Annotated in this window: 6 protein-coding genes, 2 tRNA genes and 5 rRNA genes; all 13 read right to left on the reverse strand. The window is 47.4% G+C overall.

The features are described from left to right. Positions 1 to 66: 66 nt before the first annotated feature. Positions 67 to 2,960: ribosomal RNA gene (locus tag AC3CH3_RS14970) — 23S ribosomal RNA — on the reverse strand. Between the two features lie 337 nt (positions 2,961 to 3,297). Continuing rightward, a tRNA-Ala gene (locus tag AC3CH3_RS14975) sits at positions 3,298 to 3,373 on the reverse strand. Between the two features lie 21 nt (positions 3,374 to 3,394). Then, positions 3,395 to 3,471 (reverse strand) — tRNA-Ile (locus AC3CH3_RS14980). Between the two features lie 66 nt (positions 3,472 to 3,537). Further along, positions 3,538 to 5,092, reverse strand: a 16S ribosomal RNA gene (locus AC3CH3_RS14985). Positions 5,093 to 5,502: 410 nt separating this feature from the next. Continuing rightward, positions 5,503 to 5,618 (reverse strand): 5S ribosomal RNA (gene rrf, locus AC3CH3_RS14990). A gap of 97 nt (positions 5,619 to 5,715) precedes the next feature. After that, positions 5,716 to 8,609: ribosomal RNA gene (locus tag AC3CH3_RS14995) — 23S ribosomal RNA — on the reverse strand. A 390-nt stretch (positions 8,610 to 8,999) separates the two neighbouring features. Beyond that, a 16S ribosomal RNA gene (locus AC3CH3_RS15000) occupies positions 9,000 to 10,554 on the reverse strand. The 16S, 23S and 5S rRNA genes sit together here with 2 tRNA genes alongside, the layout of an rRNA operon. Before the next feature lie 562 nt (positions 10,555 to 11,116). Then, entirely contained in the window at positions 11,117 to 11,830 is a 714-nt protein-coding gene (gene fre, locus AC3CH3_RS15005; RefSeq protein ID WP_146454387.1) for an NAD(P)H-flavin reductase, read from the reverse strand. A 20-nt stretch (positions 11,831 to 11,850) separates the two neighbouring features. Beyond that, positions 11,851 to 12,120: a 2Fe-2S iron-sulfur cluster-binding protein gene (locus tag AC3CH3_RS15010; protein WP_017081534.1), complete on the reverse strand. Its 270-nt coding sequence runs from the start codon at positions 12,118 to 12,120 to the stop codon at positions 11,851 to 11,853. Next, complete coding sequence (gene ubiD, locus AC3CH3_RS15015) at positions 12,117 to 13,958, reverse strand: 4-hydroxy-3-polyprenylbenzoate decarboxylase (protein WP_488537410.1); 1,842 nt, start codon at positions 13,956 to 13,958, stop codon at positions 12,117 to 12,119. Before ubiD ends, AC3CH3_RS15010 begins: the two co-directional genes overlap by 4 nt. 98 nt (positions 13,959 to 14,056) lie before the next feature. Further along, positions 14,057 to 15,052 carry a hypothetical protein gene (locus tag AC3CH3_RS15020; RefSeq protein WP_171331092.1) on the reverse strand — a complete coding sequence of 332 codons (996 nt, stop codon included), beginning with the start codon at positions 15,050 to 15,052 and terminating at the stop codon, positions 14,057 to 14,059. A gap of 110 nt (positions 15,053 to 15,162) precedes the next feature. After that, entirely contained in the window at positions 15,163 to 16,422 is a 1,260-nt protein-coding gene (gene rho / locus AC3CH3_RS15025) for a transcription termination factor Rho (protein ID WP_029222011.1), read from the reverse strand. 200 nt (positions 16,423 to 16,622) lie between these two features. Next, complete coding sequence (gene trxA, locus AC3CH3_RS15030) at positions 16,623 to 16,949, reverse strand: thioredoxin TrxA (protein WP_004736635.1); 327 nt, start codon at positions 16,947 to 16,949, stop codon at positions 16,623 to 16,625. Positions 16,950 to 17,025 lie beyond the last annotated feature (76 nt).

Consider the following 17,025-nt stretch of genomic DNA (forward strand, 5'->3'; position numbering starts at 1 on the left):
GTTATTTCTCTTCAAACGCATTCAAGGTCTGGTACTTCTGAGTCCACAAAACCCCTTGGGTGTTGTATGGTTAAGCCTCACGGGCAATTAGTACAGGTTAGCTCAATGCCTCGCAGCACTTACACACCCTGCCTATCAACGTCGTAGTCTACGACAACCCTTTAGGACACTTATAGTGCCAGGGAAAACTCATCTCAAGGCTCGCTTCCCGCTTAGATGCTTTCAGCGGTTATCGATTCCGAACTTAGCTACCGGGCAATGCCATTGGCATGACAACCCGAACACCAGAGGTTCGTCCACTCCGGTCCTCTCGTACTAGGAGCAGCCCCTTTCAATTTTCCAACGCCCACGGCAGATAGGGACCGAACTGTCTCACGACGTTCTAAACCCAGCTCGCGTACCACTTTAAATGGCGAACAGCCATACCCTTGGGACCGACTTCAGCCCCAGGATGTGATGAGCCGACATCGAGGTGCCAAACACCGCCGTCGATATGAACTCTTGGGCGGTATCAGCCTGTTATCCCCGGAGTACCTTTTATCCGTTGAGCGATGGCCCTTCCATTCAGAACCACCGGATCACTATGACCTGCTTTCGCACCTGCTCGAATTGTCATTCTCGCAGTCAAGCGGGCTTATGCCATTGCACTAACCACACGATGTCCAACCGTGTTTAGCCCACCTTCGTGCTCCTCCGTTACTCTTTGGGAGGAGACCGCCCCAGTCAAACTACCCACCAGGCACTGTCCGTAATCCCGATTCAGGGACCAACGTTAGAACATCAAAACTACAAGGGTGGTATTTCAAGGACGACTCCATCACATCTAGCGACGCAATTTCATAGTCTCCCACCTATCCTACACATGTAGGTTCAATGTTCAGTGCCAAGCTGTAGTAAAGGTTCACGGGGTCTTTCCGTCTAGCCGCGGGTACACTGCATCTTCACAGCGATTTCAATTTCACTGAGTCTCGGGTGGAGACAGCGTGGCCATCATTACGCCATTCGTGCAGGTCGGAACTTACCCGACAAGGAATTTCGCTACCTTAGGACCGTTATAGTTACGGCCGCCGTTTACCGGGGCTTCGATCAAGAGCTTCGACCGAAGTCTAACCCCATCAATTAACCTTCCGGCACCGGGCAGGCGTCACACCGTATACGTCATCTTACGATTTTGCACAGTGCTGTGTTTTTAATAAACAGTTGCAGCCACCTGGTATCTGCGACTCTCGTCTGCTCCATCCGCAAGGGACTTCACTGATAAGAGCGTACCTTCTCCCGAAGTTACGGTACCATTTTGCCTAGTTCCTTCACCCGAGTTCTCTCAAGCGCCTTGGTATTCTCTACCCGACCACCTGTGTCGGTTTGGGGTACGATTCCTTACAATCTGAAGCTTAGAGGCTTTTCCTGGAAGCATGGCATCAATGACTTCACTACCGTAGTAGCTCGACATCGTATCTCAGCGTTAGTAGCGGTCCGGATTTACCTAAACCACCCGCCTACGTACTTGAACCTGGACAACCGTCGCCAGGCCCACCTAGCCTTCTCCGTCCCCCCATCGCAATTGTAAGAAGTACGGGAATATTAACCCGTTTCCCATCGACTACGCCTTTCGGCCTCGCCTTAGGAGTCGACTTACCCTGCCCCGATTAACGTTGGACAGGAACCCTTGGTCTTCCGGCGAGGGAGTTTTTCACTCCCTTTATCGTTACTCATGTCAGCATTCGCACTTCTGATACCTCCAGCAGCCCTTACAGACCACCTTCAACGGCTTACAGAACGCTCCCCTACCCCACATACCCTAAGGTACGTAGCCGCAGCTTCGGTGTATAGCTTAGCCCCGTTACATCTTCCGCGCAGGCCGACTCGACCAGTGAGCTATTACGCTTTCTTTAAATGATGGCTGCTTCTAAGCCAACATCCTGGCTGTCTGAGCCTTCCCACATCGTTTCCCACTTAGCTATACTTTGGGACCTTAGCTGGCGGTCTGGGTTGTTTCCCTCTCCACGACGGACGTTAGCACCCGCCGTGTGTCTCCCGGATAGTACTTACTGGTATTCGGAGTTTGCAAAGGGTTGGTAAGTCGGGATGACCCCCTAGCCTTAACAGTGCTCTACCCCCAGTAGTATTCGTCCGAGGCGCTACCTAAATAGCTTTCGGGGAGAACCAGCTATCTCCAGGTTTGATTGGCCTTTCACCCCTAGCCACAAGTCATCCGCTAATTTTTCAACATTAGTCGGTTCGGTCCTCCAGTTGATGTTACTCAACCTTCAACCTGCCCATGGCTAGATCACCTGGTTTCGGGTCTAATCCTAGCAACTGTACGCCCAGTTAAGACTCGGTTTCCCTACGGCTCCCCTAAACGGTTAACCTTGCTACTAAAATTAAGTCGCTGACCCATTATACAAAAGGTACGCAGTCACACCACGAAGGTGCTCCTACTGCTTGTACGTACACGGTTTCAGGTTCTATTTCACTCCCCTCACAGGGGTTCTTTTCGCCTTTCCCTCACGGTACTGGTTCACTATCGGTCAGTCAGTAGTATTTAGCCTTGGAGGATGGTCCCCCCATATTCAGACAGGATATCACGTGTCCCGCCTTACTCGTTTTCACTGATTATGAGATGTCGATTACGGGGCTATCACCCTTTACTGCGGCACTTTCCAGAGCCTTCATCTGTCTCATTAAAAGCTTAAGGGCTAATCCAATTTCGCTCGCCGCTACTTTCGGAATCTCGGTTGATTTCTCTTCCTCGGGGTACTTAGATGTTTCAGTTCCCCCGGTTTGCCTCCTACTGCTATGTATTCACAACAGGATACTTACTTATGTAAGTGGGTTTCCCCATTCAGGAATCCCAGACTCAAAAGGTTATTACTACCTAATCTGGGCTTATCGCAAGTTACTACGCCTTTCATCGCCTCTGACTGCCAAGGCATCCACCGTGTACGCTTAGTCACTTAACCATACAACCCGAAAGGGTTTCTATTTACTTTCACTTTAAAAAAGTGAAGACAAATAAGCGTATGGCAACTAACCAAGGTTTTTGGTTGTCACCAAGAAGGGTTAATTCTTGATGACTGTTTGCCGGACTCAATTGTGAATCAATGTAAACATTGATTCGAATACAAGACACTTGAATGTGTTTGTTGTGTTTATCTAATGAAAGATAAACATTGAGAACTTTTAAATTTGATTTGAATTACTCGTAAGTAATCAAATCAGTCAGCTTTCCAAATTGTTAAAGAGCTAGATTTCTTTCGAAACCATTTTTAAATATTTTCAGATAAAAACACTTAAAGATGGTGGAGCTATGCGGGATCGAACCGCAGACCTCCTGCGTGCAAGGCAGGCGCTCTCCCAGCTGAGCTATAGCCCCATCTTTGTATCTAGTCGATATTGGTGGGTCTGAGTGGACTCGAACCACCGACCTCCCGCTTATCAGGCGAGCGCTCTAACCAGCTGAGCTACAGACCCAATATCGTCTCTTTTACTTTCTAAACCTAATCAATCTGTGTGGACACTCATCGTGGTATCTTCGTATAAGGAGGTGATCCAGCCCCAGGTTCCCCTAGGGCTACCTTGTTACGACTTCACCCCAGTCATGAACCACAAAGTGGTGAGCGTCCTCCCCGAAAGGTTAAACTACCCACTTCTTTTGCAGCCCACTCCCATGGTGTGACGGGCGGTGTGTACAAGGCCCGGGAACGTATTCACCGTGACATTCTGATTCACGATTACTAGCGATTCCGACTTCATGGAGTCGAGTTGCAGACTCCAATCCGGACTACGACGCACTTTTTGGGATTCGCTCACTATCGCTAGCTTGCTGCCCTCTGTATGCGCCATTGTAGCACGTGTGTAGCCCTACTCGTAAGGGCCATGATGACTTGACGTCGTCCCCACCTTCCTCCGGTTTATCACCGGCAGTCTCCCTGGAGTTCCCGACATTACTCGCTGGCAAACAAGGATAAGGGTTGCGCTCGTTGCGGGACTTAACCCAACATTTCACAACACGAGCTGACGACAGCCATGCAGCACCTGTCTCAGAGCTCCCGAAGGCACACCTGCGTCTCCGCTGGCTTCTCTGGATGTCAAGAGTAGGTAAGGTTCTTCGCGTTGCATCGAATTAAACCACATGCTCCACCGCTTGTGCGGGCCCCCGTCAATTCATTTGAGTTTTAATCTTGCGACCGTACTCCCCAGGCGGTCTACTTAACGCGTTAGCTCCGAAAGCCACGGCTCAAGGCCACAACCTCCAAGTAGACATCGTTTACGGCGTGGACTACCAGGGTATCTAATCCTGTTTGCTCCCCACGCTTTCGCATCTGAGTGTCAGTATCTGTCCAGGGGGCCGCCTTCGCCACTGGTATTCCTTCAGATCTCTACGCATTTCACCGCTACACCTGAAATTCTACCCCCCTCTACAGTACTCTAGTTCACCAGTTTCAAATGCAGTTCCGAGGTTGAGCCCCGGGCTTTCACATCTGACTTAATGAACCACCTGCATGCGCTTTACGCCCAGTAATTCCGATTAACGCTCGCACCCTCCGTATTACCGCGGCTGCTGGCACGGAGTTAGCCGGTGCTTCTTCTGTTGCTAACGTCAAGATGCGCAGCTATTAACTACACACCCTTCCTCACAACTGAAAGTACTTTACAACCCGAAGGCCTTCTTCATACACGCGGCATGGCTGCATCAGGCTTTCGCCCATTGTGCAATATTCCCCACTGCTGCCTCCCGTAGGAGTCTGGACCGTGTCTCAGTTCCAGTGTGGCTGATCATCCTCTCAGACCAGCTAGGGATCGTCGCCTTGGTGAGCCATTACCTCACCAACTAGCTAATCCCACCTAGGCATATCTTGACGCGAGAGGCCCGAAGGTCCCCCTCTTTGGCCCGTAGGCATTATGCGGTATTAGCCATCGTTTCCAATGGTTATCCCCCACATCAAGGCAATTTCCTAGGCATTACTCACCCGTCCGCCGCTCGACGCCCATTAACGCACCCGAAGGATTGTTAGTGTCGTTTCCGCTCGACTTGCATGTGTTAGGCCTGCCGCCAGCGTTCAATCTGAGCCATGATCAAACTCTTCAATTTAAGATTTTGTGACTCAACGAATACTGACTTCAAAACTATTCTTTATAAATAAAGAGTGTAATTTTAAAGCTATTACCATTCCAACAGAATGGTAATGAATTGACTGTGCCAAAATTAAGTAAACTTAATTTTGTATTGGTCACTCAGTTCATTGAAATCAAGTTTGTTACCGAAGTAACTGTCATTACCTAAGTAATAACGTTTTGATATTCATCAACGAGTGCCCACACAGATTGATAGGTTTAAATTGTTAAAGAGCTTGTTCTCTAAAAAGAGAACGCTTTCAGTGCCTTAGCACTTAAGCAGGACGCGTATATTACGCTTTCTACTTTGAAAGTCAACATAAAATACTAAGAAAACTTAGAACTCTATGGTGACTTGTCTACTTAATAGACAAAGTCGAAATTAAAGCCTGGCGATGTCCTACTCTCACATGGGGAAACCCCACACTACCATCGGCGCTATTGTGTTTCACTTCTGAGTTCGGCATGGAATCAGGTGGGTCCACAATGCTATGGTCGCCAAGCAAATTTTAAAATTCGGAAAACTGATTTAAAAGTCTCTTTCAAACTCATTCAAGCGTTTGGTATTTCTTTGAGTCCACAAAACCCCTTGGGTGTTGTATGGTTAAGCCTCACGGGCAATTAGTACAGGTTAGCTCAATGCCTCGCAGCACTTACACACCCTGCCTATCAACGTCGTAGTCTACGACAACCCTTTAGGACGCTTATAGCGTCAGGGAAAACTCATCTCAAGGCTCGCTTCCCGCTTAGATGCTTTCAGCGGTTATCGATTCCGAACTTAGCTACCGGGCAATGCCATTGGCATGACAACCCGAACACCAGAGGTTCGTCCACTCCGGTCCTCTCGTACTAGGAGCAGCCCCTTTCAATTTTCCAACGCCCACGGCAGATAGGGACCGAACTGTCTCACGACGTTCTAAACCCAGCTCGCGTACCACTTTAAATGGCGAACAGCCATACCCTTGGGACCGACTTCAGCCCCAGGATGTGATGAGCCGACATCGAGGTGCCAAACACCGCCGTCGATATGAACTCTTGGGCGGTATCAGCCTGTTATCCCCGGAGTACCTTTTATCCGTTGAGCGATGGCCCTTCCATTCAGAACCACCGGATCACTATGACCTGCTTTCGCACCTGCTCGAATTGTCATTCTCGCAGTCAAGCGGGCTTATGCCATTGCACTAACCACACGATGTCCAACCGTGTTTAGCCCACCTTCGTGCTCCTCCGTTACTCTTTGGGAGGAGACCGCCCCAGTCAAACTACCCACCAGGCACTGTCCGTAATCCCGATTCAGGGACCAACGTTAGAACATCAAAACTACAAGGGTGGTATTTCAAGGACGACTCCACCACATCTAGCGACGCGGTTTCATAGTCTCCCACCTATCCTACACATGTAGGTTCAATGTTCAGTGCCAAGCTGTAGTAAAGGTTCACGGGGTCTTTCCGTCTAGCCGCGGGTACACTGCATCTTCACAGCGATTTCAATTTCACTGAGTCTCGGGTGGAGACAGCGTGGCCATCATTACGCCATTCGTGCAGGTCGGAACTTACCCGACAAGGAATTTCGCTACCTTAGGACCGTTATAGTTACGGCCGCCGTTTACCGGGGCTTCGATCAAGAGCTTCGACCGAAGTCTAACCCCATCAATTAACCTTCCGGCACCGGGCAGGCGTCACACCGTATACGTCATCTTACGATTTTGCACAGTGCTGTGTTTTTAATAAACAGTTGCAGCCACCTGGTATCTGCGACTCTCGTCTGCTCCATCCGCAAGGGACTTCACTGATAAGAGCGTACCTTCTCCCGAAGTTACGGTACCATTTTGCCTAGTTCCTTCACCCGAGTTCTCTCAAGCGCCTTGGTATTCTCTACCCGACCACCTGTGTCGGTTTGGGGTACGATTCCTTACAATCTGAAGCTTAGAGGCTTTTCCTGGAAGCATGGCATCAATGACTTCACTACCGTAGTAGCTCGACATCGTATCTCAGCGTTAGTAGCGGTCCGGATTTACCTAAACCACCCGCCTACGTACTTGAACCTGGACAACCGTCGCCAGGCCCACCTAGCCTTCTCCGTCCCCCCATCGCAATTGTAAGAAGTACGGGAATATTAACCCGTTTCCCATCGACTACGCCTTTCGGCCTCGCCTTAGGAGTCGACTTACCCTGCCCCGATTAACGTTGGACAGGAACCCTTGGTCTTCCGGCGAGGGAGTTTTTCACTCCCTTTATCGTTACTCATGTCAGCATTCGCACTTCTGATACCTCCAGCAGCCCTTACAGACCACCTTCAACGGCTTACAGAACGCTCCCCTACCCCACATACCCTAAGGTACGTAGCCGCAGCTTCGGTGTATAGCTTAGCCCCGTTACATCTTCCGCGCAGGCCGACTCGACCAGTGAGCTATTACGCTTTCTTTAAATGATGGCTGCTTCTAAGCCAACATCCTGGCTGTCTGAGCCTTCCCACATCGTTTCCCACTTAGCTATACTTTGGGACCTTAGCTGGCGGTCTGGGTTGTTTCCCTCTCCACGACGGACGTTAGCACCCGCCGTGTGTCTCCCGGATAGTACTTACTGGTATTCGGAGTTTGCAAAGGGTTGGTAAGTCGGGATGACCCCCTAGCCTTAACAGTGCTCTACCCCCAGTAGTATTCGTCCGAGGCGCTACCTAAATAGCTTTCGGGGAGAACCAGCTATCTCCAGGTTTGATTGGCCTTTCACCCCTAGCCACAAGTCATCCGCTAATTTTTCAACATTAGTCGGTTCGGTCCTCCAGTTGATGTTACTCAACCTTCAACCTGCCCATGGCTAGATCACCTGGTTTCGGGTCTAATCCTAGCAACTGTACGCCCAGTTAAGACTCGGTTTCCCTACGGCTCCCCTAAACGGTTAACCTTGCTACTAAAATTAAGTCGCTGACCCATTATACAAAAGGTACGCAGTCACACCACGAAGGTGCTCCTACTGCTTGTACGTACACGGTTTCAGGTTCTATTTCACTCCCCTCACAGGGGTTCTTTTCGCCTTTCCCTCACGGTACTGGTTCACTATCGGTCAGTCAGTAGTATTTAGCCTTGGAGGATGGTCCCCCCATATTCAGACAGGATATCACGTGTCCCGCCTTACTCGTTTTCACTGATTATGAGATGTCGATTACGGGGCTATCACCCTTTATTGCGGCACTTTCCAGAGCCTTCATCTGTCTCATTAAAAGCTTAAGGGCTAATCCAATTTCGCTCGCCGCTACTTTCGGAATCTCGGTTGATTTCTCTTCCTCGGGGTACTTAGATGTTTCAGTTCCCCCGGTTTGCCTCCTGTTGCTATGTATTCACAACAGGATACTTACTTATGTAAGTGGGTTTCCCCATTCAGGAATCCCAGACTCAAAAGGTTATTACTACCTAATCTGGGCTTATCGCAAGTTATTACGCCTTTCATCGCCTCTGACTGCCAAGGCATCCACCGTGTACGCTTAGTCACTTAACCATACAACCCGAAAGGGTTTCTATTTACTTTCACTTTAAAAAAGTGAAGACAAATAAGCGTATGGCAACTAACCAAGGTTTTTGGTTGTCACCAAGAAGGGTTAATTCTTGATGACTGTTTGCCGGACTCAATTGTGAATCAATGTAAACATTGATTCGAATACAAGACACTTGAATGTGTTTGTTGTGTTTATCTAATGATAGATAAACATTGAGAACTTTTAAATTTGATTGAATTACTCGTAAGTAATCAATCAGTCAGCTTTCCAAATTGTTAAAGAGCATAAAGCAAAAAGCTTTAATCAATAACTTACGTTATTAATTAAAGCTCTGGCTTTAACTAAATCTAAACCATCAATCTGTGTGGACACTCATCGTGACTATCTTCGTATAAGGAGGTGATCCAGCCCCAGGTTCCCCTAGGGCTACCTTGTTACGACTTCACCCCAGTCATGAACCACAAAGTGGTGAGCGTCCTCCCCGAAAGGTTAAACTACCCACTTCTTTTGCAGCCCACTCCCATGGTGTGACGGGCGGTGTGTACAAGGCCCGGGAACGTATTCACCGTGACATTCTGATTCACGATTACTAGCGATTCCGACTTCATGGAGTCGAGTTGCAGACTCCAATCCGGACTACGACGCACTTTTTGGGATTCGCTCACTATCGCTAGCTTGCTGCCCTCTGTATGCGCCATTGTAGCACGTGTGTAGCCCTACTCGTAAGGGCCATGATGACTTGACGTCGTCCCCACCTTCCTCCGGTTTATCACCGGCAGTCTCCCTGGAGTTCCCGACATTACTCGCTGGCAAACAAGGATAAGGGTTGCGCTCGTTGCGGGACTTAACCCAACATTTCACAACACGAGCTGACGACAGCCATGCAGCACCTGTCTCAGAGCTCCCGAAGGCACACCTGCGTCTCCGCTGGCTTCTCTGGATGTCAAGAGTAGGTAAGGTTCTTCGCGTTGCATCGAATTAAACCACATGCTCCACCGCTTGTGCGGGCCCCCGTCAATTCATTTGAGTTTTAATCTTGCGACCGTACTCCCCAGGCGGTCTACTTAACGCGTTAGCTCCGAAAGCCACGGCTCAAGGCCACAACCTCCAAGTAGACATCGTTTACGGCGTGGACTACCAGGGTATCTAATCCTGTTTGCTCCCCACGCTTTCGCATCTGAGTGTCAGTGTCTGTCCAGGGGGCCGCCTTCGCCACTGGTATTCCTTCAGATCTCTACGCATTTCACCGCTACACCTGAAATTCTACCCCCCTCTACAGCACTCTAGTTCACCAGTTTCAAATGCAGTTCCGAGGTTGAGCCCCGGGCTTTCACATCTGACTTAATGAACCACCTGCATGCGCTTTACGCCCAGTAATTCCGATTAACGCTCGCACCCTCCGTATTACCGCGGCTGCTGGCACGGAGTTAGCCGGTGCTTCTTCTGTTGCTAACGTCAAGATGCGCAGCTATTAACTACACACCCTTCCTCACAACTGAAAGTACTTTACAACCCGAAGGCCTTCTTCATACACGCGGCATGGCTGCATCAGGCTTTCGCCCATTGTGCAATATTCCCCACTGCTGCCTCCCGTAGGAGTCTGGACCGTGTCTCAGTTCCAGTGTGGCTGATCATCCTCTCAGACCAGCTAGGGATCGTCGCCTTGGTGAGCCATTACCTCACCAACTAGCTAATCCCACCTAGGCATATCTTGACGCGAGAGGCCCGAAGGTCCCCCTCTTTGGCCCGTAGGCATTATGCGGTATTAGCCATCGTTTCCAATGGTTATCCCCCACATCAAGGCAATTTCCTAGGCATTACTCACCCGTCCGCCGCTCGACGCCCATTAACGCACCCGAAGGATTGTTAGTGTCGTTTCCGCTCGACTTGCATGTGTTAGGCCTGCCGCCAGCGTTCAATCTGAGCCATGATCAAACTCTTCAATTTAAGATTTTGTGACTCAACGAATACTGACTTCAAAACTACTATGTAATTTTAAAGCTATTACCATTCCAACAGAATGGTAATGAATTGACTGTGCCGAATAATTTCTTTCTACAAGAGAAAGTCGTTAAACGTATTGGTCACTCAGTTCATTGAAATCAATTTTGATTCCGAAGAATCTGTTTTATCTAACGATAAAACGTTTTGATATTCATCAACGAGTGCCCACACAGATTGATAGGTTTAAATTGTTAAAGAGCTTCACTTGTTGAGCGTTCCTTTTAAGTAAGGAGGCTCTCTAAGTGGACGGCCATTCTAGCGAATTAACATTCAGTGTCAAACACTTTTTGAAAATTAATTTTTGTCGCTTTCCGTCTGACTGATTGTTGCTGAAGCCTTGTGGCGTCTGCCGTCTCAGTGGTGTCGCATTATAGGGAACCCACTCAGCTTAGCAACTACTTTTTCATAAAAAATGAATAAATAGGGGTTAACTGCCTAATAGTTCACCTAAACAGAAAAAAGAGAACATTTCTGCTCTCTTTTCGCTCAAAATCCAAAAGAATTCTTAGATAAATGCGTAAGCATCTGCGTACATATGGTCACGCTTTGCTTCTTTATTCTGAGTAAACAAGTCTCTTGCGGCACCTGCCATTTCGAAACGACCCGCAATGTAGATATCGAAATCAGCTAATGATTCGAAACTTTGCGTGATTGCTTCAAGTACATTACCCGTTTGACCGTGCCAAACTTCAGGCGCTTCTTCTACTACTGGTACAAAATGTACATTGCTGTGTTTTGCTGCAATGTCGACAAGCTCTTCTTTCGCATACAGCTGACACTCATCTTTTGCGCCCCAGTATAGATGAATCTCTTTTTTACTGTTCTGCGCGATGCAGTGATCGAGAATAGAGCGCACGTAGCTAAAGCCAGTACCACCAGCAATGAGTAACAGAGGACGATCGCTTTCTTCTTTAACCCACGCATCACCGTGCGGAGCATCAATAGCTATATCGCCACCTTCAGCTTGCGCTTTCTTCATTGCCTCAACGACTTCTGAAGCGTAAGCATTGTGCTCAGCTGCACCAATGTGTAACTCAAGCTCGCCTTCATGGCGACAAGGGCTGCTTGCAATCGAAAATGGACGCTTATCTTTCTCGCCCATTTCAACCATCAGATATTGGCCCGCTTTAAAAGCGACCGGTGTTTCTGGGTGAAGTAGGATTTGGTAAGTATTGCAAGCCAAAGGCTCGATAGACTTCACTTTACATTTAATAGTCATGTTCTTCCTCTTACTAACCCTTAATCGGCAAAGGTTAGAACTAAATTACTTTCTGCAAATGCTTGGCAAGCAAAAATCCAACCTTGTTGCTGCTCTTTCTCTGTAAGCATGGGTTCAAGATGGTAACTCACTTGCCCTTCTAATTTTCTGCACATACACATCGCGCATGCGCCGACTTGGCATCGGTTTGGGAAATAGATATCGCTGTTGAGCGCAGCATCCAAGACCGTTTGCCCTTTTTCTACGGTAAAACTGATGTTTTCTGGGTATAAGACTACTTGGTAGCTCATGAAATTCCTAGCTGTTCCCAGATGCTATCAATCTTTTTAACGACATCAGGATCTTTTGTGATTGGAACACCCCACTCACGCAGGCATTCGCCTTCCCACTTATTGGTCGCATCTAGACCCATTTTTGAGTGTCCTGTTTCATTCTGTGGGAACAACGTATCTCTGGCCGGATCCATTCTTGTGGTCACCGCCCAAATAATGTCATTCCAATCACTCACGTTGACATCGCCGTCACACACGATAACAAACTTGTTCTCATCAAATTGAGACCAAACAGCTTCCATGATTTTCTTACCATTACCTGCAGCTTGCTTATCAATAGACACCACAACCATGTTGGCATTATCGTTTTGCAGGTGAATATCAATAATTTCAGGTTGAGTCTTGGTTAACTCAGCTAAGCTGCCCTCTATATGTTCACTATTTACAGGTGCTGATTCGACATCTGGCGATAGTGCTAACTCTGCATCCCACTTCTTAGTGATGTCTAGGCCCATCTTAGAACCTAACCCAACCACAGGTGATGCAAAATCCAATGAATCGATCGGCGTGTTCTCTATCATCAGGCTATCGCGTGACGGATCCATATGTTCACACATAGCAGCGGTCACTTGAGACCAGTCTCGTGCATTCACATCTTCATCGCACACCAATACAAACTTGGTGTACATGAATTGGCGTAAGAAAGACCATACACCCATCATCACTCGCTTAGCGTGACCTGGGTATTGCTTCTTCATGGTCACTACTGCCATTCGGTATGAACAACCTTCAGGCGGTAGATAGAAGTCTTCAATCTCTGGGAACTGCTTTTGAAGAATAGGAACAAACACTTCATTGAGCGCAACACCCAATACCGCAGGCTCATCAGGTGGACGGCCAGTATAGGTACTGTGATAGATCGGATTCTCGCGCATGGTTACATGAGTAATAGTAAACACATGATGCTTTTCTTTCTCGTTGTAGTAACCAGTATGGTCTCCGTACGGCCCTTCGTCTGCGAACTCATTCGGGTCGATGTAACCTTCCATTACGATTTCAGCACTCGCAGGCACTTCTAGGTCGTTACTGATTGATTTAACGACCTCAGTTTTACTGCCACGCAACAAGCCGGCAAACGCGTATTCCGATAAGGTATCTGGAACAGGTGTAACGGCACCAAGAATCGTGGCAGGATCGGCACCAAACGCTACAGAAACTGGGAATGGTTTACCTGGGTTAGTTTCCATCCAATCACGCAGATCAAGCGCTCCACCACGGTGGGCTAACCAACGCATAATGACCTTATTCTTGCCGATTTTTTGCTGGCGATAGATGCCTAAGTTTTGGCGTTTCTTATTAGGCCCGCGAGTAACCGTTAATCCCCATGTTAGCAACGGCGCGACATCGTCGGCCCAACAGCTCATCACGGGAATTTTATCAAGGTCGACGTCATCACCCTGCCATATCACTTGTTGGCATGACGCTTTACGAAGACGTTTAGCTGGCATATTTAAGACTTGCTTAAACACCGGCAGTTTATCAAGAGCATCTTTAAAGCCTTTTGGTGGCTCAGGTTCCTTTAGGTAAGCTAACAACTTACCCACTTCACGCAGTTCTTTCACTTCCTGACGACCCATACCAATAGCCACACGATTAGGTGTACCAAATAGATTGGTTAAAACAGGAATGTCATAGCCTATTGGGTTTTCAAACAAAAGAGCCGGGCCACCAGCACGTAGAGTACGGTCGCTAATCTCGGTCATTTCATAGTCTGGATCGACTGGGTGAGAAATGCGTTTCAACTGACCAATACTTTCAAGATGGTCGATAAAATCACGTAAATCTTTAAAACTCATAGGACTTCTACATGCTGATTATTCTGCGCTCAGTATATCAAAAAGGGTGACGCTGAGATCCCCCTTTTTAGTGTGGTTATTGAGAGGCAAAATCCACTTTACGGTAATGCTTGCTCGATCAAAGAGCTCTTCACCTGAGGGTTATCATTCACAAGATCTTGCAACCATCGCGTATGACCTTGTTTGGCTAATTCACGGGCGACTAATGGCGCTTCATCGGCAATCGCCATCCTAGAGACAAGAAACTCCTTCACCTCTTCTGATAGCGGGTTAACCTTGGTAAGCAAAGTAATCGCTTCATCTTTCAAACGAGGATTCTTAGTCGCAGCCATTACTTGTTCAAGTGCGAACGCTTGTTTGGTTTCAGCAAGGCGGACTAGCTCAGCTTGGCTATGATAATCGGCCTTCATTCGCCATAGAATCTTGTAGACCTCTGGGTCTTCGCTCACTTGCGCTAATCGAACCACCACCTCACTAGAAGGTAACCAGCTAACAATCGAGGAGGCCGTGAGTTGCTTAGTCAGATAATCAACCGCTTCAGGAGACAAACTGTCTAGCTCTCTGATTAACAATGCTTCTCGTGTTTGAACTTGATGCTCAGATCCAGATAACCACTCTTTTAGGTCGAGTTCTTGTTTCTCTGCATCTAACACAAAGACCAGCGTCTTCTGGTCTTGGCGCCACTGTTTGATGAGCCGGTTGGCAATCGAAGGGTAATTAAAGGCAGGTACCGTAAACTCATAACCATCGCCACGCTCTAAAACTTGGTAAGTTGGCGTGATAGCGAGTTGCTGCTCAATAAAGATAGACATCTTGGGGGTGAGTACAATTTTTTGCTGTTCGAGCTTCTTCAAGAGTTGGTAACGAGCCACTTCTTGTTGGGGAAATGTCAGACGCTCAAGCGCAAAACGTAGCGAATTGACTTCGTCACGCACGACAAGCTCGAGTAATTCAGCAGTTTTCAGTTTTACTTGATCATTCTCAAGCCAAGACTCTACTGTAAGTGGAGACATCTCGGTGGCATAGCTCATGCCAACCGGGGAAAGTAACAGTGAAGTAGACAGGAGTAATGATGACAACAGTCCATGTTGCATTTTAACTTCCTTTTAACACTTTTGCTCATTCTGCAAGCTGTCGCTATAAAATGCAAATAAAAAGCGCCACCCGAAGGCAGCGCTTATTAATAACTATCAGCTAATCAAAATTACTGACGACGCATTGCGTCAAAGAACTCATCGTTCGTTTTAGTCATTGCTAACTTGTCGATAAGGAATTCCATTGCATCAGTTTCGCCCATAGGGTGAACAATCTTACGCAGGATCCACATCTTCTGTAATTCATCGCTCTTAGTAAGAAGCTCTTCACGACGAGTACCAGAGCGGTTGAAATCAATCGCTGGGAATACGCGCTTTTCAGCAATCTTACGGTTAAGGTGCAGTTCCATGTTACCTGTACCTTTGAATTCTTCGTAGATTACTTCATCCATCTTAGAACCAGTATCAACCAGTGCTGTTGCGATGATAGTTAAGCTACCGCCCTCTTCTACGTTACGTGCCGCACCGAAGAAACGCTTTGGACGATGTAGAGCATTCGCATCAACACCACCAGTAAGAACTTTACCTGACGAAGGAATAACAGTGTTGTAAGCACGAGCTAGACGAGTGATTGAGTCCAGTAGGATAACCACATCTTTCTTGTGTTCAACAAGACGCTTCGCCTTCTCGATTACCATTTCTGCTACTTGTACGTGGCGAGATGCTGGCTCATCGAAAGTCGATGCGATTACTTCGCCTTTAACTAGGCGCTGCATTTCTGTTACTTCTTCTGGACGCTCATCGATAAGTAGAACCATTAGTTCACACTCAGGATGGTTGCGTGCAATGCTTTGTGCAATATTTTGCAGAAGCATTGTTTTACCTGCTTTAGGCGGAGCAACAATCAGACCACGCTGACCTTTACCTATAGGTGAAGCAAGGTCAAGAATTCGAGCTGTGATATCTTCAGTCGCACCATTACCCGCTTCCATCACCATACGTTCGTTGGCGTGAAGAGGAGTCAGGTTTTCAAAAAGGATTTTGTTACGAGCGTTGTCTGGCTTGTCGTAGTTAACCGTGTTTACTTTAAGCAGTGCAAAGTAACGTTCGCCATCTTTAGGTGGACGGATTTTACCGCCAATCGAGTCACCGGTGCGAAGGTTAAAACGACGAATCTGGCTTGGTGATACGTAAATATCATCTGGCCCAGCAAGGTACGAACTGTCGCCGCTACGCAGGAAACCAAAACCGTCTTGAAGAATTTCTAGAACACCATCACCAAAGATGTCTTCACCACTTTTTGCATGCGCTTTAAGGATGGAGAAGATAATGTCTTGTTTTCTTAGGCGAGCTTGATTTTCAAGACCTAGGCTTTCGCTAAGTTTAACAAGTTCAGACACAGGTCTGTTCTTCAGTTCAGTAAGATTCATAGTGGTGGAAGTTTGTTTAGTCAAAATAGGATCTGTTTTCTTAAGTTAAGAAGGAGTTGGTCACAGGATCGACCAAGAAGAGAAATTCGTTCAATTAACGTGCGATAAATTAGCACTAAAACTAAGAGTAGTCCATAGCTTAGAAAAAACAAAACCGCGCATTTGTTAACTGCGCGGTTTCTTTTCAAAGGCTCACCTAATTAAAGGTTAGCGTCTAGGAACTCTTTAAGTTGAGTTTTAGACAATGCACCAACTTTAGTTGCTGCTACGCCGCCATCTTTGAAAAGAAGCAGCGTTGGAATGCCACGAATACCAAATTTTGGTGGAGTTCCAGCATTTTGGTCGATATTTAATTTACCGATTGTGAGCTTGCCTTCGTACTCGTTTGCGATTTCATCAAGAATCGGCGCAATCATTTTACATGGACCACACCATTCTGCCCAAAAATCAACAAGAACAGGGCCTGCAGCATTGATTACATCGTTATCAAAACCGTCATCAGTTAGCTGCAAAATCTTATCACTCATCTTCCACTCCAATGTATTTTTTAGAACTGGTTGGATGATAACCAGTAAATAGATGCCCTATTGGAATGTATTTACT

The sequence above is a fragment of the Vibrio sp. QJM3NY_35 genome (genome assembly GCF_057785915.1).

Coding starts and splice junctions, on each gene's coding strand:
- fre (WP_146454387.1), bottom strand. CDS start 11,830: ATGACTATTAAATGTAAAGTGAAGTCTATCGAGCCTTTGGCTTGCAAT.
- AC3CH3_RS15010 (WP_017081534.1), bottom strand. CDS start 12,120: ATGAGCTACCAAGTAGTCTTATACCCAGAAAACATCAGTTTTACCGTA.
- ubiD (WP_488537410.1), bottom strand. CDS start 13,958: ATGAGTTTTAAAGATTTACGTGATTTTATCGACCATCTTGAAAGTATT.
- AC3CH3_RS15020 (WP_171331092.1), bottom strand. CDS start 15,052: ATGCAACATGGACTGTTGTCATCATTACTCCTGTCTACTTCACTGTTA.
- rho (WP_029222011.1), bottom strand. CDS start 16,422: ATGAATCTTACTGAACTGAAGAACAGACCTGTGTCTGAACTTGTTAAA.
- trxA (WP_004736635.1), bottom strand. CDS start 16,949: ATGAGTGATAAGATTTTGCAGCTAACTGATGACGGTTTTGATAACGAT.